This window comes from Bradyrhizobium sp. AZCC 1610 (genome assembly GCF_036924515.1).
In the GTDB taxonomy this organism is placed as follows: Bacteria; Pseudomonadota; Alphaproteobacteria; order Rhizobiales; family Xanthobacteraceae; genus Bradyrhizobium.
Genome location: NZ_JAZHRR010000001.1, coordinates 5,866,079 through 5,885,584, shown reverse-complemented (window position 1 = coordinate 5,885,584; position 19,506 = coordinate 5,866,079). Strand labels below are relative to the sequence as shown.

Below are 19,506 nucleotides of genomic sequence, written 5' to 3'. Positions count from 1 at the left end.
GGGTCATATTTTAGAATTGTGCGGGTAGTCATTTACCCGATCCAAACCCGTCAAGCCAGACACTCCGCCCGCAAACCTCGGGTGGGTAATGGCTGACAGGAACCGGCAGGCAGGACGGAAAAATTCGATTCCGGCGCAGGCCCTCGTCTGTCTGGTCGCCGTTGCTGCGCCGTGCGGACCTGCGTGGGCTGCCGCGCCTTCCGCGGGCTTTGCTCCGGCGAGCTATATCGGCGAACTCGATCCCAATCTTGTGTGGGAGCTGCTGCTCGGGGGGATCGCCGTCGTTTCCTTCCTGGTTGCGATCGGGATCTGGATACTGACTGCGTTGCGCGGGGCCAAGCGCGCACAATTGCAGCGCAGCGCATTCATCAGCTCGGCGCTCAACACGCTCAACCAGGGCGTGATGATGACCAACGCGCAAAACCGCGTGGTCTTCTGCAACGACCGCTTTCTCGAAATGTACGGGCTCAGCCGCGCCGAGATTTCGAGCTCCATGACCGGCCGCGAACTGCTCGAACTGCGCCGCGCACGGGGCCTGCTCAATCTCACCGTCGAGGAATTCAGCAAGCTTGCCCGCCGCCCGGAAGGCGTCGTCGCCGAACTGCCGGGCGGGCGATCGGTGCTTTCGAAGATCTTCCGCCTGCCCAATGGCGGGACGATCGGAACGCATGAGGATTGCACGGAGCAGCGCCAGCTGTCGCGCAAACTGGCATCGACCACCAAATTTCTGGAATCGGTACTCGACAACGTTCCAGTCTGCGTCGCCGCCAAGAACATCGATGACGGTCGCTATATCTTCGCCAACCGCGCGTTCGAGCGCTTCTCGCGCTTCTCCCGCGATCACATCATCGGCAAGCGCGCCGACGAAATCTTCCGGCCCGAAACCGCGAAGAGCATTGAGATGGCAGACCAGGCGGCGCTGAGCGCGCCGGAAGGCTATCACCGCGGCGAATACGTCGTCGAACGGGGCGACGACAAGCGCGTTCTCTCCTCGAATCGCGTGGTAGCGCGCAACGAGAACAACAAGCCTGAATTCCTGATCGCGCTGTTCGACGACGTCACCGATCGGCGGTCGCTGTCGCGCGAGCTCGAAAACACCAAGAAGTTCCTCGAACTGGTGGTCGACAACATCCCGGTGTCGCTGATCGTGGAGCGCGTCAGCGACGGGCGGTATCTGCTCGCCAACCGCAGCGCCGAGACCATTCTCAATCGCCGCCGCGAGGATGCCACCGGTCTAACGGCCTCCGACATCTTCAATCCGCGCGAAGCCAAGCTGATCATCGCGCGCGACGAGGCCGCGATCAAGAAGCGCGGCCTGCTTACCGAAGAGCACCCGATCTCCACCAAGGACGGGCTGCGGCTGTTCCTGACGCGCCGCATGACGGTTCTCGACGAGGCCGGCGAGCCGCAATATCTGATCAAGACCCACGAGGACGTCACCGACCGCCGCCAGACCGAGTCGCGGATGGCGCACATGGCCTATCATGACGGCCTGACCGATCTGCCGAACCGCGCCGCCTTCCTGCAGGCGCTGGCGCAGATGATCGAGGCCTGCGCCGGCACCGACGAGGAATTCGCGGTGCTGTGCGTCGACCTCGATGGCCTGAAGGAAATCAACGACGTGTTCGGCCATGCGATGGGCGACAAGCTCCTGATCGAGGTGGCCGGCCGCATCCAGGCTTCCGCCCGTGGCGGTGTGGTGGCCCGGCTCTCCGGCGACGAGTTCGGCCTGATCATCGACGGCAAGCAGCCTGAGGCCGGCAAGGCGCTCGCCGAAAAACTCGCGCAAACCCTGTCGGACGAATTCGTGATCGACGGCAAATCGGTGCGCACCGGGGTCACGACCGGCATCTCGGTATTTCCACATCACGGCTCGGATGCCGCTTCGCTGCTTGCCAATTCCGGCGCGGCGCTGTTCCGCGCCAAGGCGAAGTCGCGCGGCTCGATCAGCATTTTCGCGCCCGAGATGGACCAGCAGATCCGCGACCGCCGCGTGCTGCACCAGGACCTCTCGATGGCGATCCGGAACGGCGAATTGTCGTTGCACTATCAGCCGCAGGCCGCGTCGGGCGCAACGGTCGCCGCCAGCAAGATCATCGGCTTCGAGGCGCTGGCGCGCTGGATGCATCCGGTGCGCGGCTTCGTGTCGCCGGGCGAGTTCATCCCGCTGGCGGAAGAAAGCGGTCTGATCGTCGAAATGGGCGTCTGGATCCTGCGCGAAGCCTGCCGCGAGGCCGCCTCCTGGCCGGTGCCGATGCAGATCGCCGTCAACCTGTCGCCGGCGCAGTTCATGCGTGGCGACGTGGTCAGCCTGGTGCATTCGATCCTGCTCGAAACCGGCCTGGCGCCCGGCCGGCTCGAGCTCGAAATCACCGAAGGCGTGCTGATCGAGGATTTCGACCGCGGCCTTGCGCTGCTGCGGCGGCTGAAAGCGCTCGGCGTCCGCATCTCGATGGACGATTTCGGTTCCGGCTACTCGTCGCTGAGCTATCTGCAGGCGTTCCCGTTCGACAAGATCAAGATCGATCGCGCCTTTGTCATGAATCTCGGGCGCAACCCGCAATCGGCGGCGATCGTGCGCGCCGTCATCGACCTCGGCCACGGCCTCGAAATGTCGATCGTTGCCGAAGGCGTCGAGACCCAGGAGCAGCTCAGCTTCCTCGCGGACGAGGGCTGCGACGCGGTGCAGGGCTATTTCCTCGGCAAGCCCCAGCCGATCGGGCACTACGACGCGCTGGTCGGCCGCAGCGCCGCAAACAACGTCGAAACCGCGCGCAAGCTCGCCAGCGCCTGATTGCGCGAAATCGCGCCGCGGTGCATCGGGCGCCCAGAGATGCGATTGCATGCGATTTGATTTCGACGAGACCCTGGCTTGCCTTCCCTTGAAGGCCCGGCTATTTTTGCACGATACCTGATCGAGATAGGGAGGGCTGCGCGGTGACGACATTTTTCCGGCACTATCGCCAGCGTGGCCCTGTCAACGCCCTGCAAATCCGTTTGCAGGGCTGACCAGAGACTCTTTCGCAAATCTCTTCCTGGTCTGCTCCCGTGGCAATGCGGCTTCGAACGTCTGATCGTTCGCGCCCGCATTTCAGTAGCTCGCCGCGCTCCAGCACGAACATCCGATGATGGCTGCATGCCCCGGACGTCGTGTTGGCGGCAAGACCAGGGAACGATCATGACCCTTATCAATATTCGCAATCTTGGCGTGACGCTGAGCGCTCCGCTGTTTTCCCGGCTGGACCTTTCCATCAATGCTGGTGACCGCATCGGGCTCGTCGCAGCCAATGGACGCGGCAAGTCCACGTTACTGCGCTGCATTGCAGGCATGGCTGAGCCGAGCGATGGCGAGATCACCAGATCGCGAGGGCTGACCATCGGCTATGTCGAGCAAGATGTACCGTCCGCGCTCGCGGATACTCCGTTCTATGCGGCAGTGCTCGACATGCTTCCCGTCGAACGACGGGCAAGTGAAAGCTGGAGGGTCGATGTTGCCCTGGAATCGCTGGAGGTGCCAGGGGCGCTGCGGGAGAGGCCGCTGAAGCAACTGAGCGGCGGCTGGCAGCGGTTTGCCATGCTTGCCCGCATCGTGGTGGCCGAGGCCGATGTGTTGCTGCTCGACGAGCCGACCAACCACCTGGACCTCGCCAGGATTTGTCAGCTGGAAGCGTGGCTGAACGCGCTGCCACGGGATATGCCGGCCATCATATCGAGCCATGACCGCGCCTTTCTCGACGCAACCACGAACCGCACGGTATTTTTGCGACCCGAGCGGTCACAAATATTTTCGCTGCCGTATACGCGGGCCCGCGCCGCGCTCAGCGAGGCGGATGCATCGGATGAACGGCGCTACCAACGCGACGTAAAGGCGGCCCAGCTGCTTCGTCAGCACGCTGCAAAGCTCAACAATATCGGCGTCAATTCCGGCAGCGATCTTCTGTTGCAGAAGACGAAGCAACTGAAGCAGCGAGCCGAGAAGCTGGAAGATGCGGCAAAGCCGGCTCACCTGGAGCGATCTGCGGGAACGATCAAGCTGGCCAACCGCGGAACGCATGCCAAGGTTCTGATTGCGCTGGACGATGCCGCCGTCGCTACCCCCGACGGCAGGTTGCTGTTCAAGACCGGCAAGCAGTTCATCTGCAGGGAAGACCGAATCGTGCTGCTGGGGCCGAACGGGGCAGGCAAGACCCGGTTCGTGGCGATGCTGCGTCAGGCGATCGAAAGCCCGGAAGCTATGCTGGCCGGTATCAAGGTTACGCAGTCGCTTGCTCTCGGCTATTGTGAACAGAATCTTGCCGATCTTTCCGATGCTGACACGCCGATGCACATGATCGTCAGCCGTTTCGAGGTCGGCGATCAGCGTGCGCGCGCATTGCTCGCCAGTTCCGGCCTGTCAGTTGCGATGCAGAGCCGTCCGATAGGCCGGCTTTCCGGCGGACAGAAGGCGCGTCTCGGCATGCTTCTGCTGCGGCTTGCCCAGCCAAACTTCTATCTGCTCGATGAGCCGACCAACCACCTGGATATCGAGGGGCAGGAAGCGCTGGAAGACGAATTACTGGAGCATCAGGCAAGCTGCCTGCTGGTTTCACACGATCGTAACTTCGTGCGAACGGTAGGAAACCGATTCTGGCTGATCGAAAAAAAGAAGCTGGTGGAACTGGAAGGACCGGAGCGCTTTTTCGCATCGATCGGTGCAACCGCCTAAAGCGGCGGCTGCCCTTGCCCGGACTCGATTCATTTCCGGGCGCGGCATCCACTTTTGGCCATCATGACCTAGTGTAGTGAAGTCAGCTTCTCTACAAGTCACCCTTGCGTATGGCGGACTACGATCTCGCGATCATTGGCGGCGGATTGAACGGCGTCAGCATCGCGCGCGACGCCGCCGGACGCGGCCTGCGTGTCATTCTGCTGGAGCAGGGCGATCTCGGCGGGGGCGCCTCCTCGGCCTCGCCGCGGCTGATCCACGGCGATCTGGCTGGGCTTGAGCGCCGGCATTTCCTTCGCGTTCGTTCGGCGCTTGCCGAGCGCGACGTCTGGCTCAGGATCGCGCCGCATCTGGTGCGCCCGATGCGCTTTGCCATCCCCGCGCATTCGGACGAGCGCCCGGCCTGGCAGTTGCGGTCATGGCTCTTGCTCTACGACCGGCTGGCCTCGCGCAGCGGTCTGCCGGCCTCGGCCACCGTCGACGTCACCCATCATCCCGTCGGCAACGCGTTGAAGCGGCCGTTCGGCACCGCCTTTGAGTACTCCGACTGCGTCGTGGACGATACCCGGCTGGTGATCCTCACCGCCGTCGATGCTGCGGCGCGCGGCGCGGTGATTCGCACCGGCGCACGCTGCACCCGGGCCGAACGCGGCAGGGAGTGGCGGCTGGTGACGAAAGATCGCGGCTTTCGCCAGGTGATCACGGCACGGGCGGTCGCCAATGCTACCGGCGCCTGGACGTCGTCCGTTGCCGAGACGGTGTTGCGCGTGCCGCCGCCAAAGCTTGCCGCCATACAGATGGACCAGATCGTCGTTCGCCGCCTGTTCGACAGTGACAACATCTATGTGTTTCAGAACAGCGACGGACGGCTGATTTTCGCAAGTCCCTATGAGCGCGATTTTACCCTGATCGGCACCGCCAGCCACGCCTTCAAGGGCGATCCCGCCATCGTTGCGATGGCGGCGAACGACGTCGCCTATCTCTGCGATGCGGCGAACCGCTATTTCCGCGAGCGGATCGAGACGGTCGACGTGGTGCGCACGCTTTCCGGCGCCAACATGGTGATGAAGCCCGCAAGCAGGCTTTCGCCGCGCGACAGGGCGATGACGCTCGACTATGGACGCGGCAAAGCGCCGCTGCTCACGATTTTCGGCGGCGACGTCACCACCTCGCGGCTGCGCGCGGAACGGGCGGTCTCCAAGCTGACGCCGTTCTATCCGATGTCGGCGCGCTGGACCGCGAAGGCGCCGCTGCCCGGCGGCGATTTTGCGTGGGACCGCTTCGATAACGAGGTCGACGAAGTACGCGAACGCTGGCGGTTTCTCGGCGAGGAAGAAGCGAAACGTCTGGTCGCGGCCTATGGCTCGAACGTCAAGGCGATCTTTGGCGACGCCAAAGCGCGCGGCGACCTCGGCCCGGCCTTTGGGCCGGAGTTGACGGGCGCCGAAGTGCGCTATCTCATGCAAAAGGAATGGGCGCGATTTCCGGACGACATCCTGTGGCGGCGCACCAAGCTCGGCCTCACCATGCCGCCGGTGGATCGCGAGGCGCTGGTGGCGTTCATGGTGGCGTCAAGGTGAGCAATGAATCCGGCATGCGGCGCGTGATCAGGCCGACTGTTCTCCTGGCCATTATCGGCTTGCTCGGAGGAATAGCCTATCGCTATTTCATGAACGATCCGATCGAAGCGACGCTGCCGTACTATCTCCGGAGCAGCTTGCACGGGATGGGCATAACGCTGGCTGCCTGGGGCGTTCATCTCTACTTCACGTCGCGACGTAGTGCGTGGGTCAGCAAATGGCCGTTGCTGATGGACCTGGCGCTGCGCTCCGCGACCATGGCCATCGTCGTCGCGAGTGCGGCGCTCGTCTTGCAGGTGACGCTGTACTGGGAATGGATCGAGACGAAATGGCTGATCGAACAGTTTCCCGTGATTGTTGCGTTTAGCTTCTTCGCGTCCCTGCTCGTCCTGTCAACCTTCGAACTGACACGGCTGGTTGGCAGCCGCGTGCTCTTCAATGTAGCGCTCGGGCGCTACCGAAGCCCGGTGCGGGAGGCGCGCGTGCTGATGTTCCTCGACCTGGCAGGCTCGACCTCGCTCGCCGAGTCGATGGGAGAATTGCGCGTGCAGGGCCTGCTCACCCGGTTCTTCTTCGACATCGACGGCGCGATCGTCGCGCATGGCGGCGAGGTTCACGCCTATGTCGGCGATGAGGTCATCGTGACGTGGCCGCTCGACGACAGGATCTCGGGCGGACGCTGCATCGACTGCTTCTTCGCGATTGCCGACAGCATCGCGGAACGAGCGGACTCTTACCGCCAGGAGTTCGGCATGGTGCCGAGCTTCCGGGCTGGCCTGCATGCCGGTCAGATGGTGATCAGCGAGTGCGGCAGCTCACGCCGGCAGTTGGCCTATTTCGGCGATACCGTGAACGTGACGGCGCGGCTGCAGGAGCACTGCAAGGAGGTCGGCCGGAATTTGCTGGTGTCTGCCGACCTGTTGCGCCTCATGAAGCTCAAGCCGTCCTTCGCCGTCGAAGCGCTCGGGGAGGTTCGCCTGCGGGGCCGGGCCGCGGCCATAGACGTATTCGCTGTCGAGCGCCGTATCTGATCTCACGAAGGCTTCGGCTGCTTCTTCCGGGCTGCTTTCAGTTTTTTCGCTGCGCCTGCCGCGACCAGGCCTCGTCACGCGCCGAAGGCCTGCGGTCGAGCCGCGCCGAGATGCGTCGGGCGGCCCTGTCGCCGTGACCGGCGCGCATATGGGCGACGATCAGCGTGTCTTCCCATAACTGGCGCTGGGCGTGGCTGCCGCCGATCCGCGCCAGTTCGGAAATCGCAGGTTCGAGCAGGCGGACCGCACCGTCATTGTCGCCTGCGGCAAACGCCCGGATGCCGCGACAGAGGTCGATCGCGCAACTGCCCGGCGCCAGCTTGCCGTCGGCCGCGCGCGCTTCCAGTTGCGCCAGCCGCGTGTCCAGCGCATCGCCGCCTGTCATTGCCGCGGCCAGTGCAAAATGCACGTCGGCGAAGTGCGCCCCGGCTTGCGGAAAATATTTCTCGCCATAGGCCGCAACGTCCCGCCAATGCGGCTCCAGTCCGGTTTGGCCGGCCAGTGACAACCGCCACAACAGCGAGGCGCCGTCGGTGAAGATGTTCAGCGGAGGATAGGGCCGGCCTGCGGGCTTGATATGTTGTTCGTAGATCGCAAGTGCACCATCAAGATCGCCTTCGTCAAGGTTGGTCAGCGCGACGTGCCAGGCAAGATGCCCATGCAGGAAGCTCTTGCGATCATGCGAGGGCATCCATTGCGCGAGAAACTTGCGGCCCACGGCGATGTCGCCTTGCTCGAACATCGCATGCGAGAGGCCATGCGCGGCGTTGGCGTTTTCGGAACGCAGCGCCATCGCGCGTTCGGACAATGTCCGGCCGGTGGGGAGATTACCCGCCTCGGTATGCGACCAGCCGAGGTAACTGACGAACCACCAGTCCTCGCCATAATGCCGTGCGTGGCGTTCGCAGATCGCGAGCTTGGCGGCATCGTGGTCGGGGCGGCCCGAGAACGCGTAGAGGCCGAACGCGCCGAGCAGGATCGACAGCACCTGCGCGTCGCGCGGATATTCTTCGAGATGCGCCTCGGCGCCGGTCACGGCGACTTTCGGCTTGCTCTCGATCACGGCGGCCATGATTTCGACATGGCTTTTCTCACGCGGCGTCGCGCCGGCGGCCAGTTCACGGGCCTGTGCCGCCATGGCGCGCGCCTCGCCGCCCTCCATGTTGAGCTGATGCAGCCGCGCGCGGCTGATATGCGCCAGCGCAAAGCCGGGATCCTCCGCGATCGCCTTGTCGAAAGCATCCTCGGCGCCGTGCCAGGCCGATAGCATGCAGTCGACGCCGTCGCGGTAATGCGCCGCGGCGCGGTCCGAGGCGGTGGTCAGCGGAAGATCGTATCTGTCCCGGTTCATTGTTCTTGTCCTTGGGCAGCGAGGGGGAGGGCCAAGCCTAGCAGAGACGATGCGCGCGGCATCCACAATATTGTGGCTGCCCGTCACCAGCCGGTTGAGCGGATGCCGATCCGCCGCTAGCGTGCGGTCACGACGGGGCTGGCAGATCACATGACTGAGGAATCGCCGGATATCGGCAGGCCGAATATCGACGTATCGGCGGCACCCGCCGAGGCGGCGGCCGGTAACATGCCGCTGCTCCGGATCGAGGGGGTCTCCAGGAAGTTCGGCAGTTTTCGCGCGGTGGACCGGCTCTCGCTCGACATCCGGGCGGGTGAGTTCTTTGCGCTATTGGGCCCGAGTGGCTGCGGCAAGACCACGCTGCTGCGGATGCTTGCCGGCTTCGAGGCGGCCGACGAGGGCCGCATCCTGCTTGGCGGCCGCGATATCGCGCCGGTGCTGCCGCACGAGCGGCCCGTCAACATGATGTTCCAGAACTACGCGCTGTTCCCGCATCTTTCGGTGCGGGACAATATCGCGTTCGGACTAAAGCGCGCCGGGATGCCGCGCGCCGCCATCGACACCCGCGTCGCCGAGATGGTCGCGCTGGTCAAGCTTGATGGCATGGAGAAGCGCAAACCGGATCAGCTTTCCGGCGGCCAGCGGCAGCGCGTGGCACTGGCGCGCTCACTGGCACGGCGGCCCAAAGTTCTGTTGCTCGACGAGCCCCTGGCCGCGCTCGACAAGAAGCTGCGCGAGAGCACGCAATTGGAATTGATGGAGCTGCAGCGCCGGCTCGGCATGACCTTCATCATCGTCACCCACGACCAGGAAGAGGCGATGACGATGGCCAACAGAATCGGCGTGATGGATGCCGGCCGGCTCCAACAGGTGGCGACCCCGCGCGACCTTTACGAGGCGCCCGCCTCGCGCTGGGTCGCCGAGTTCGTCGGCGACGTCAACCTGTTCGACGGCGAGGTCACGTCGCACGAGCATCATCGCCTGACGGTTGCGACCCGCGACGGCGGCGTCATCGTGGTCGCGCAGCCGCGCCAGCCCGTCACCAAGCCCGTCGTCACGGTCGCGATCCGCCCTGAGAAGGTAAAACTGTCGCGCCGCGGCCTGGCGTCGGATGCGGTCAATTCGCAGTCGATCAATCGGCTCGAAGGCGTCGTAACCGATGTCGGCTATCTCGGCGGCTCGACCGTCTACAAGGTCAAGCTCGATTCCGGCGCGGTGGTGCGTTCGTCGATGGCCAATACCGCGCGGCTCGATATCGATACCCTTGGCGCGGGCCAGCGCGTGGTGGCGTGGTTCACGCCTGATGATGCCGTGGTGCTGGAGCAATGAGCGCGCGCCGCATTTTCGCGCAGCCGGCGCGCTATGCCGCCATCGCGCCCTATGTTTGGATGGTGCTGTTCTTCCTGGTGCCGTTCGGCTTCGTGTTGAAGATCAGCCTGTCGCAGACCGCGATCGCGCAGCCGCCATACGTGCCGGTGTTCGATTTCGCGGAAGGGTGGGCGGCGATCAAGGCGGCCTTCGCGCAGCTCTCGCTGGACAATTTCAGGCTGCTGGTCTCGGACAATCTCTACATCAGCTCTTATTTGCGTAGCCTCGTCGTCGCGGTGACCTCGACATTGATCCTGCTGCTGATCGGCTACCCCATCGCCTATGGCATGGCGCGGCTGCCGCAACGCTGGCAGGCGATTGCGATGATGCTGGTGATCGTGCCGTTCTGGACCTCGTTTCTGATCCGCATCTATGCCTGGATCAATATTTTGCAGCATGACGGCCTGCTCAACAAGGTGCTGCTCGCGCTGCATCTGGTCTCGTCGCCGGTGGTGTGGCTCTCGACCGACACCGCGATGTATATCGGCATTGTTTATTCCTATCTGCCGTTCATGATCCTGCCGCTCTATGCGACGCTGGCCAGGATGGATCCCTCGCTGCTGGAAGCTGCAAGCGACCTCGGTGCGTCGCCGGGGAGAGCGTTCTGGCTGGTGACGTTTCCGCTGTCCCTGCCGGGCGTGGGCGCCGGCGCGCTGCTATGCTTCATCCCGATCGTCGGCGAGTTCGTCATCCCGGATCTCCTGGCCGGCTCCGGCTCGATGATGATCGGCCAGACGCTGTGGCTGGAATTCTTTACCAACAAGGACTGGCCGGTCGCCGCTGCCGCCGCCGTCGCGTTGCTGATGCTGCTGGTGCCGCCGCTGTTGCTCTACGACCGGCTGCAGCGCCGTCAGCTCGGAGGTGCGGGCTGATGGCCGGCAAGGTCAACAGGCTGTCGCCGTTCAACATCACCGCGCTGGCGCTGGGGATGGCGTTTCTGTATCTTCCGATCGTAATCCTCGTCATCTATTCCTTCAACGCCTCGCGGCTCGTCACGGTGTGGGGCGGCTGGTCGCTACGCTGGTATTACGAGTTCTTCAACGATCGCGCGATGCTGGATGCGGCATGGATGAGCCTGCGCGTCGCTGCGGTATCGGCCACGATCGCAACGCTGCTCGGCACGCTGGCGGCAGTCGGGTTGGTCCGCGGTGAGCGCTTCAGGGGCCGGTCGCTGTTGTCAGGCATGCTCTATGCGCCGCTGGTGATGCCGGAGGTGATCTCGGGGCTTTCCCTGCTCTTGCTGTTCGTGGCGCTGAACGCCGAGCGCGGCTTCTGGACCGTGACGATCGCCCACACCACGTTGACCATGTGCTTCGTTACCGTGGTGGTGCAGTCGCGGCTCGCCTCGCTCGACCGCAGCCTGGAAGAGGCCGCGATGGATCTCGGCTGCGATCCGGTGCAGGCCTTTCTCTCGGTGACCTTGCCGCTGATCATTCCGGCGATTGCCGCCGGCTGGATGCTGGCCTTCACGCTCTCGCTCGACGATGTCGTGATCGCAAGCTTCACGACCGGACCCGGTTCGTCGACGCTGCCGATCCGGATCTATTCCGAGGTGCGGCTGGGCGTGAAGCCCGAGATCAACGCGATCTGCACCATGGTGATTGTGCTGATCGCGGTGGTCATCGTGATCGCTTCGCTCGCCTCGAAACTGTCGAGCTCGAAGGCCGAGAGCGCGGCGCCGCTCTAGCCCGTCACGACTTCACGGCGCCCGCGGTCAGTCCACCCACCATATAGCGCTTGAACACGTAATAGATCGCGGCCGGCGGCAGCGCGTAGATGAAGCCGGTGGTCATCAGCAATTCCCACGGCGAGTCGTCCGCGGCCAGGAAGTTGCCGAGCGCGACGGGGAGCGTGATCTCGGTGTCCTTGGAGAGCAGCAGGAAGGCGTAGAGATATTCGTTCCAGGCGAGCAGGATCGCGTAGGTGCCGATCGCCACCAGTGACGGCATCATCAAGGGCACATAGACCAGCCGGAACAATTGCAGCGTGGTGGCGCCGTCCATGGTGGCGGCTTCGTCGAGTTCGACCGGCAGCTTGTCGGAAGCCTGCTTCAGCACCCAGATCGCGTAAGGCGAGGCGATCGTCACCATCGCGAGAATCAGCGACCAGTGATTGTTGAGGAGGCCGTAATTGCCCATGGTGCGGTACATCGGCACGGCGAGGAACGCCGCAGGGATGAAGTAGGTGAACAATGCGAGGTTCATCACCCAGCGCCCGCCGGGGACGCGCAGCCGCGAAATCGAGAACGCGGCCGCGGTCGCGATCATCAAGGTCAGCGCGCCAGCGGAAAGCGCGATCACCACCGAATTGAGGAACTGGATCCAGAAATCGCGCAGGAAGTAATGCTGCTGGTGGAATACGATGCTGAAATTATTCAGCGTCGGATGCGTGGGCCAGAGTTTTCCCGCGAACGCGTCCTCCTTCGGCGAGATCGCGAACAGGAACATGTGGTAGATCGGCACCATGGTCCAGATGAACACGGGGATGCCGATCAAGAGCAGTTTTGCTTCGGTGCCGATTTCGCGGAGTGTTGGCAGCTTCATCGCGACAACCGTTTCATCATGAAATAGACCAGCGGCAGCACGAACGGCAGAGCGCAGACGATGGAGGCCATCGCGAGCGAGAGCTGGTCGAGCCGGAGATAGCGGATGCCCAATGTGGCCAGCACGTGGGTGAGGTCGGCGGGGCCGCCGCCGGTGAGCAGATAGACGCTGTTGAAGTCGCCGAGCGTCCAGATCATCGAGAGCAGCGTGCAGGTGATGTAGAGCGTCTGCATCGACGGCCAGGTGATGTAGCGGAATTTCTGCGACCAGCTCGCGCCGTCGACTTCGGCCGCCTCATAGAGGTCATGCGAGATCGCAAGCCGCCCGGTCATCAGGATCAGTGTCCAGAACGGCAGCGATTTCCAGATGTGCACGCCGATCGCCATGCTAAGCGCCACCGTCGGGTCGTTCAGCCAGTTCGGGCCGTCCTCGCCGGTGAACTTGAAGATCAGCTGATTGATCACGCCCCATTCCGGATTGAACATGAAGCGCACGGAGAGAATGGTCGGGATCGACGGCACCGCCCAGGGCAGGATGAACAGCACCGACAGCCATTTGATCCAGGTGCGCTGCTGCGCGAAAAAGCCGGACAAAAACAGCGCGATCGCCATCTTGATGTTGATGCCGACCAGCAGGAAGATCAGCGTGTTGACGGCGGCGCGCGCGAAGATCGGGTCGTGCCAGAGCGCGACATAGCTCGCCGGATGCCGCGCCAGCCACAGCCCGTAGCCGACGGGATAGACGACGAAGGCCAGAAACACGAGGATGTAGGGCGCGAGTAGCACGATGCCCCAGACTTGCGGCGTGGTCAGCCGGGCTGACAGAGGCGGGCTTGCTATCGCGTGATCGCCCGAAAGCGTGATTGCCATACGTTTACTCTTGAAACGAGATGCCGGCCGCGGCTACGCCGTCGTCCCTGCCTAGTGCGCAATTGCGCACGGGCGCAGGGACCCATAACCACAGGTCGTTGTTGTTGCGCAAGGTCGTCGACCAGCATTTTTCAAAACGACTGCCGCGGCGTATGGGTCCCTGCTTTCGCAGGGACGACAGCGAGAATGCTGTTGCAGTATCGGAGCCCGAAAGCGTGATTGCCATACGTCTACTCTTGGAACGAGATGCCAGCTGCGGCTACGCCGTCGTCCCTGCCTAGTGCGCAATTGCGCACGGGCGCAGGGACCCATAGCCACAGGCCGTTGTTGTTGCGCAAGGTCGTCGACCGGCATTTTTCAAAACGGCCGCCGCGGCGTATGGGTCCCTGCGTTCGCAGGGACGACGGACATACTTCCGCGGCGGCCAGCATCGTCTAAATCAACCCGCGACCTGCTTGATGCGGGCGATCAGTTCGTCGACGGCCTTTTCGACCGGCACCTTCTCGCTCACCACGCGGTTCATCGCCTTGGCCCAGACGTTCTCGTTGTTCAAAATCGTGAACTTCCAGTTCTTGGTGAAGTCGAACGGCGTGGTGCCGCCGGTGAACTGATTGTACACCGCCTTGCGATGGCGGTCAGCCTGCCAGAACGGGCTCTGCTGGCTGGCCGTCGTCACCGGGAACCAGCGGCCGAGCGCGCCTTCGATATAGGGCCGCACGTTCTCCTCCTGCAGCAGGAACTTGATGAACTCCTTGCCCTCGGCCTTGTTCTTGGCGACCGTGAACATCAACCCGGTCTTGACGTCCGAGCGGTACTTGATCGGCGTGCCGTCCGGCTTGTTGGGGAACGACGCGGTGATAATGGTCTCGTCGTAGTTCTTCTTGCCGAGCGCGCGCTGTTCCGGCGTCAGCGCCGGGTTGTTGGCGTCGTCGAGCCATTTCGCCGCGATCGAGATCGTGAAGTTGTGCGTCATCACGATCGTCTTGTTGTGGAAAGCTACGTTGTTGTCCGGATCCTTCCAGGTGGTGGAGGAGGGCGGCGTGCAGCCCTTGATGTAGGTGTCGGTGTAATCCTTCATCGCCTTGATCAGGTTTTCGCGCACCTTGGGATCGTCGACCGTGAGCTTGCCGTCGTCATCGACCAGCTTGACGTTGTAGGCGTCCATGAAGGTGTAGAACGACTGGAACGAGTCGGTGGATTCCACGCCCATCGGCTGGCCGACGGCGTAGACGCGCTGGCCGGTGGCCTTGCGCGCCGCCGGCTGCACCTTGTTGCACCAGAACGACCAGTAATCTTCCCACTTGGTCGGGATGTCGCTCTGCTTGAAGCCGGCCTGCTCCAGCATGTCCTGCCAGATCTGGACGTGCATGCTCTGCTGCTTCAGCGGGAAGCCGTAATAGGCCTTCTTCTTGGCGACGTCGTTATAGAGCAGCGCGGTTTCCAGCGTGTTCGGCGCGAACGCGGACTTCATCGGCGTCAGGATGTCGCCGAGATCCTCGAGCTTGCCCTCGAACGCCCATTTGCCCTGCGCCTGCACGTCATAGCTGTCGGAATAGGCGACATCGGGCACGGTGCCGGAATCCAGCGCCGCCACCGTCTTCGGGATCATGTCCTGGATGGCGTATTGCGACAGTTCGACCTTGATGCCGGTCTTGGCCTCGAATTTCTTGATCGCCTCGAGCAGCGCATCGTCCTCGGATTTGTAAAAGCCCTTGCCGAACCAGACGGTGATGGTTTTTTGCTGGGCGAGCGCGGGTGCCGTGGCGTAAAACAGCCCGACGGCTGCGACCGCGAGTGAAAGCCCACCTAATTTCTTGGATATCACGTTGTTCTCCCTCAAAACCCCGGCTTGTTAACCGGTTGGATAAAAGCCTAGCCCATGCGCGCGGCGCGATCCAGATGGGGCAAGGCCAACTTCTGTAGGGGGACATTCCGGGCGCAAATGCGGCAAACCACCGAATGCACCCCGGCGTTTTGGTTCAATCATTTTTGGTTCAATCATTTGCGCCGTCGGATACCGGAAGCGAGGGGAGGACCGCATGGCGCGAACCCGCGATCTCGCGGCGCGAAGCGCCCGAGGCTTGACCGAAGCTCTCGCCCAATAGAGGGCGCAGGGAAGACCGGGTGCGCGCTGCACCCGCGGTCTCGTGTGCAATGTGCACAAGGAAGTGCGCACACGAGCATACAGGTCCAGCGGAGAGCATCCGGCCTTCCCTGCGCAATGGTTTGACGGCTTATGGCGCGCTCTTCCCGGAGACGAATTCCTCTTGCCTCCGTCATCGGCGAATTGACGGTTTTGCGAGACCCGGTTGGGCTCGCGAAAAACCTCCGCCGATTTGACACCAGCCACGGGTGCCAGAACCACACGCTTTTGCCGTACGCAGCTTCCTTCACCAAACCATCCGACCAGCCATTTGCGACCGGCCGAAGTTTTGGCGGAGGCGTTCAAGCGCCGTTCGTCTACACGCTGTCGATCGCTCACGGAAAACCGCCCTGCGAACATGCCTGCGCGCCCAACGCTGCCGCATCCACCGCATCCCATCCCAACGTTTCGTGACGATCGCGATACGCCCCTCGTTCAAGGGATGAGGTGGGCGAGTTATGCGGGTGATTTGGGGGAAACGGGAAGGGGAATATTTTTGAGGGAGGGGACTGGATGGGTGAAATCAGATTGATTTGGTTGAGGAAATTAGTGTTTTGGCGCAGCGGGCCTGTGGTCGAAAGCGCTGCAAGTAGCCCGCATGAGCGCAGCGATATGCGGGAAGCGGATAGCGAAGGCGCCGGATGTCGCTGCGCTCATCCTGGCTTCTACGCTTGCTGGACGGGTGGATCGGGGAAATTCGCTGTGGCGCGCAAGTCTTCAAGCAGCAAAAGCATATGTTGTTGTTGATTTTCTTTCGGCTTTACGGCGTTGTGTAGGTGTCCCTTGGCGCATCCAGAAATCACTTGAATGCCAGTTAACGTGCAGCTCCGAAGAGGATACGAAAATTCGAGGCCACGCGCATGGCTGCGCTCGATTGAGTTCAAGACCGGACTGAAACTTGATCTAAGCCTTCATGAAGTCGTCGTGATCGTTGGACCGAATAACGCTGGAAAGAGTCTCTTCCTGCGTGAACTCCAAGGCTTACTGACAAACGGCCCCGCAAGTACACCGAGACGACTGGTAGTCGAGAGTGTCGAGGTCGAAACCGATTCGACCACTGAGCATGTGGTGCAGTTTGCGGCTTCCAAGACGCCCGAGAGGGTGCGATCGATTAGCTCGGATAACCCACCGCTCGACCTTCCGCATGGTCGCGTTTATCAGCACCAGGTCGTTAACACAAAGCGCGGGTTCGATTGATTCGGCTTCGGCGGGGCCGACACATCCTCTCCATTACCTTTTCGAGGACGATGATATTGAACTCCGGATTAGCAAGTTAGTCTGGCAGGCATTCGGAGAGGAGCTCGTGGTCAATCGCGGAGCGGGCTCTCATATACATTTACACATCGGTAAAAGACCTGAGCTTCCAGCCGGAAAGGACAGACTGTCGAGGGAGTTTCGGCAGGCCGTACACGAGTTGGATCATGTTTATAACCAAGGCGACGGCATCAAGGCGTTCGTTGGCCTGCTATTGCATACGCTGATACTCGACCGCGAGATCACATTGATAGATGAGCCGGAGGCCTTTCTGACCGCCTCAAGCAACACTTCTGGGTCGCGTACTGGCAACTGAGACTTCGCACCCCCGTCAGCTCATTATCGCGACGCACAGTAGCGACATCCTGAAGGGTCTTCTCGATGACCCGAACTCCCCGGTTCGGGTCATACGAATCCAACGCTCTGGAAAAGGAGCATCGGTTTCCGAACTGAATCCAACGCTTGTTCGTGATGCCTGGCGGGACCCACTGCTGCGTTATTCCGGCGTGTTCGACGGACTTTTTCATCAAGGTGTGATCGTCTGCGAGAGCGACAGCGACTGTCGATTTTATGGCGCAATGATGAATGCGGTTGCGGGAGAAGAAAGATCTCCAGATCTTCATCTTGTCCATGGTGGGGGCAAGGCCCGCGTTCCCGCTATTGTGCGCGCCCTCCATGCCATCAATGTGCCTGTTCGAGCCGTTTTTGATTTCGATGTGCTGAGCGAGGAAACGGCATTGAAAGGGACGATCGAGGCGCTCGGAGGAAACTGGTCCGAATTTGATCGCGACTGGCGAACTGTGAAGACCGCCATCGAAAGCAAGCGACCGGCGCTTCAGACGAGCGAGGTGCGGGAGAGGATCAACATTGTTCTGGAGGCAGTAAAGCAAGAGACCCTTCCTGCACAGTCTGCAAAAGAGATCAGAGACATTCTTCGCAGTGCGTCTGCGTGGTCAGAAGCTAAGAAGAACGGCAAATCGTTTGTTCCGCGAGGGCAACAAACAGTCGCGTACGAAAGACTGGCAGAAAATTTACGTCACTTAGGAATTTACTTAGTTGAGGTTGGCGAGCTTGAAGGCTTTTGTCCAAGTATTGGCAATCATGGGCCTGCATGGACGGTAAGCGTGCTGGAGGGTGATCTCGCAAATGACGCGGAGCTTACCTTGGCTCGTTCTTTTGCGCGATCCCTTCTATCTGGCTGGTAGGGCCGTGGGGCAGATTGAGTCGAAGGCGGAATCCCGCCACACGGTATCTTAGCAAGTAGGCCGCATGAGCACAGCGATATGCGGGATCATAGAATAGATTCCCGGATATCGCTGTGCTCATGCGGGCGACGCTTGCTGTCACTAGATTTCGGGTTGGCCTGCATCGCGCTTGGCAGCGGGTACTTGTTCAATAATCGGAAAGCTACTCAACAGGGCTCAAAAGTATACTTTCCTCCGCAACCTTTGCTTCGATCGCAAAACATCACCAATCGTTCTCCGCCCTCGCAGTTACCTCTAAAGCAAACATCGCCCGGCTGCTTTCCGACGCAATCCGGAGGATTGCCTCGATCCAAATCAAACTTCTCGACAAATTCTGAAAATGATTCTTCCCGCTCGAAGATTTTCAGTCCCTGCCTTTCTGCATCCGCAAGATTTTGCACTTCGCTCATTTCGCTCTCCCTACCTAGAAAGTCTGGATCGATTTGCCGAAGCTATGGCTTGACTAAGTGTCTCAACGTAGTTTTGCGCTTCCGCTCTCGGAGAGAGTTTGTTGGCATAGGTTCTCTTGCCTGTAGCCTCGCCAATGGTAATCGTAATGTCGTGCGTTCGTGTCCGTGATCCATTTAAGAACGGCGCATCTGGATTGGCTGTGACGTCGACAAATTTATAGGTTGGCGTTATTCCGCCGCCATACGTGATGACGAATGTCGCTTGGTAACTGAAAGCATCAAAGACCTTTTGTCGAACAGGAACTGTTCCAGGTACAGCAGCCAAGAACGCCTTATTCTCAATAAACTGACCAATCTTTAAATCGCTGGTGACGATGATCGGACCAGATCGGTCACACTCTTCAATCCATCCTTCGGCCAACAGGTCATCAAAGCGATACGTCATTCCGATAGTCTCCGCCCGAGTAGCATCTGCAGATGCCTGAATTCCTCCTGCAACAGACAATCGTTCAGCGTGAGGAAATGCAGGGATAGAGAAGCCAGGATTTATGGCGGACTTCTCGTCGGCGGTTATTTTGAGCGTGACTGCGGCTCCCCAGCCCGTGAGCCACTCGACGCTCTTGCCCAAGTATTGATCCGATCGACGGTACTTAAACAGAACGTCTTGAACACTTTTATGAAGTTCGCACTTGATGCGATTCACAATCGCATTTTCATCGAGCTTTTCTTCTTTGGAAGCCTGATATGGTTCTTGCATCTCGGGAAGGTGAAGACCACAGCCGCCGCAGCTTGCGACTAAACACAGGACTAAAAGCCGAAGCCTTGGCATTGGGAAATCCAAATTTTAAAACGAAGGCTGAGAATATACTCTCGATCGGATATTGAAATCGGAAGCTGTGCAATAGCTCTAGGCTAGTTTAGGTTGAATAAATTGCAGTGTTGCTATAATGCCGCTTTGAGCAAATAGCCCCGCACAAGCGCAGCGACGGGCGGGGCCAGAAGAACAAG

At 61.3% G+C, this 19,506-nt stretch carries 15 protein-coding genes; 9 read left to right on the top strand and 6 right to left on the bottom strand.

Annotated elements, in window-relative coordinates; all coding sequences use genetic code 11:
• Nucleotides 1-88: 88 nt before the first annotated feature.
• The 4 genes from V1279_RS28940 to V1279_RS28925 all read left to right on the top strand — a co-directional run bounded on the left by V1279_RS28940 (nucleotide 89) and on the right by V1279_RS28925 (nucleotide 7,316).
• On the top strand, nucleotides 89-2,794 hold the full coding sequence (locus V1279_RS28940) for a sensor domain-containing protein (RefSeq protein ID WP_334442972.1): 2,706 nt from the start codon (nucleotides 89-91) through the stop codon (nucleotides 2,792-2,794).
• A 384-nt stretch (nucleotides 2,795-3,178) separates the two neighbouring features.
• Nucleotides 3,179-4,705, top strand: a complete 1,527-nt coding sequence (locus V1279_RS28935; protein ID WP_334442969.1) for an ABC-F family ATP-binding cassette domain-containing protein — start codon at nucleotides 3,179-3,181, stop codon at nucleotides 4,703-4,705.
• Between the two features lie 110 nt (nucleotides 4,706-4,815).
• Nucleotides 4,816-6,285: a glycerol-3-phosphate dehydrogenase gene (locus tag V1279_RS28930; RefSeq protein ID WP_334446613.1), complete on the top strand. Its 1,470-nt coding sequence runs from the start codon at nucleotides 4,816-4,818 to the stop codon at nucleotides 6,283-6,285.
• Nucleotides 6,282-7,316 carry an adenylate/guanylate cyclase domain-containing protein gene (locus tag V1279_RS28925; RefSeq protein WP_334442967.1) on the top strand — a complete coding sequence of 345 codons (1,035 nt, stop codon included), beginning with the start codon at nucleotides 6,282-6,284 and terminating at the stop codon, nucleotides 7,314-7,316. Before V1279_RS28930 ends, V1279_RS28925 begins: the two co-directional genes overlap by 4 nt.
• A gap of 37 nt (nucleotides 7,317-7,353) precedes the next feature.
• Here the strand turns inward: V1279_RS28925 and V1279_RS28920 are convergent, their stop codons facing one another.
• The gene (locus V1279_RS28920; protein ID WP_334442963.1) at nucleotides 7,354-8,667 is read right to left on the bottom strand and encodes a tetratricopeptide repeat protein; all 1,314 of its coding nucleotides are present in this window, start codon (nucleotides 8,665-8,667) and stop codon (nucleotides 7,354-7,356) included.
• Nucleotides 8,668-8,817: 150 nt separating this feature from the next.
• Here V1279_RS28920 and V1279_RS28915 point away from each other — a divergent pair, with 150 nt between their 5' ends.
• Genes V1279_RS28915 through V1279_RS28905 form a run of 3 tightly spaced genes read left to right on the top strand, consistent with a single transcriptional unit; the run spans nucleotide 8,818 to nucleotide 11,722 of the window.
• Nucleotides 8,818-9,996, top strand: coding sequence for an ABC transporter ATP-binding protein (locus V1279_RS28915; RefSeq protein ID WP_442894833.1), 1,179 nt, complete (start codon nucleotides 8,818-8,820; stop codon nucleotides 9,994-9,996).
• On the top strand, nucleotides 9,993-10,907 hold the full coding sequence (locus V1279_RS28910; RefSeq protein ID WP_334442960.1) for an ABC transporter permease: 915 nt from the start codon (nucleotides 9,993-9,995) through the stop codon (nucleotides 10,905-10,907). Before V1279_RS28915 ends, V1279_RS28910 begins: the two co-directional genes overlap by 4 nt.
• Nucleotides 10,907-11,722 (top strand): ABC transporter permease, encoded by an 816-nt coding sequence (locus tag V1279_RS28905; protein WP_334442957.1) that lies wholly within the window; start codon nucleotides 10,907-10,909, stop codon nucleotides 11,720-11,722. Before V1279_RS28910 ends, V1279_RS28905 begins: the two co-directional genes overlap by 1 nt.
• A 4-nt stretch (nucleotides 11,723-11,726) precedes the next feature.
• Here V1279_RS28905 and V1279_RS28900 read toward each other — a convergent pair whose 3' ends face one another.
• The 3 genes from V1279_RS28900 to V1279_RS28890 all read right to left on the bottom strand — a co-directional run bounded on the left by V1279_RS28900 (nucleotide 11,727) and on the right by V1279_RS28890 (nucleotide 15,272).
• Entirely contained in the window at nucleotides 11,727-12,578 is an 852-nt protein-coding gene (locus V1279_RS28900; RefSeq protein WP_334442955.1) for a carbohydrate ABC transporter permease, read from the bottom strand.
• The gene (locus V1279_RS28895; protein ID WP_334442953.1) at nucleotides 12,575-13,447 is read right to left on the bottom strand and encodes a carbohydrate ABC transporter permease; all 873 of its coding nucleotides are present in this window, start codon (nucleotides 13,445-13,447) and stop codon (nucleotides 12,575-12,577) included. The genes V1279_RS28900 and V1279_RS28895 overlap by 4 nt, the downstream gene beginning before the upstream one ends.
• A 439-nt stretch (nucleotides 13,448-13,886) precedes the next feature.
• The gene (locus V1279_RS28890; protein WP_334442951.1) at nucleotides 13,887-15,272 is read right to left on the bottom strand and encodes an ABC transporter substrate-binding protein; all 1,386 of its coding nucleotides are present in this window, start codon (nucleotides 15,270-15,272) and stop codon (nucleotides 13,887-13,889) included.
• 1,462 nt (nucleotides 15,273-16,734) lie between these two features.
• Here V1279_RS28890 and V1279_RS28885 point away from each other — a divergent pair.
• Together V1279_RS28885 and V1279_RS28880 are read left to right on the top strand one after the other, a co-directional pair.
• Nucleotides 16,735-17,160: a hypothetical protein gene (locus V1279_RS28885; protein WP_334442949.1), complete on the top strand. Its 426-nt coding sequence runs from the start codon at nucleotides 16,735-16,737 to the stop codon at nucleotides 17,158-17,160.
• Between the two features lie 190 nt (nucleotides 17,161-17,350).
• Nucleotides 17,351-18,049 (top strand): TOPRIM nucleotidyl transferase/hydrolase domain-containing protein, encoded by a 699-nt coding sequence (locus V1279_RS28880; RefSeq protein ID WP_334442946.1) that lies wholly within the window; start codon nucleotides 17,351-17,353, stop codon nucleotides 18,047-18,049.
• 206 nt (nucleotides 18,050-18,255) lie between these two features.
• Here the strand turns inward: V1279_RS28880 and V1279_RS28875 are convergent, their stop codons facing one another.
• Together V1279_RS28875 and V1279_RS28870 are read right to left on the bottom strand one after the other, a co-directional pair.
• Nucleotides 18,256-18,498, bottom strand: a complete 243-nt coding sequence (locus tag V1279_RS28875; protein WP_334442943.1) for a hypothetical protein — start codon at nucleotides 18,496-18,498, stop codon at nucleotides 18,256-18,258.
• Nucleotides 18,499-18,508: 10 nt separating this feature from the next.
• The gene (locus V1279_RS28870) at nucleotides 18,509-19,327 is read right to left on the bottom strand and encodes a hypothetical protein (protein WP_334442941.1); all 819 of its coding nucleotides are present in this window, start codon (nucleotides 19,325-19,327) and stop codon (nucleotides 18,509-18,511) included.
• Between the last annotated feature and the right edge of the window lie 179 nt (nucleotides 19,328-19,506).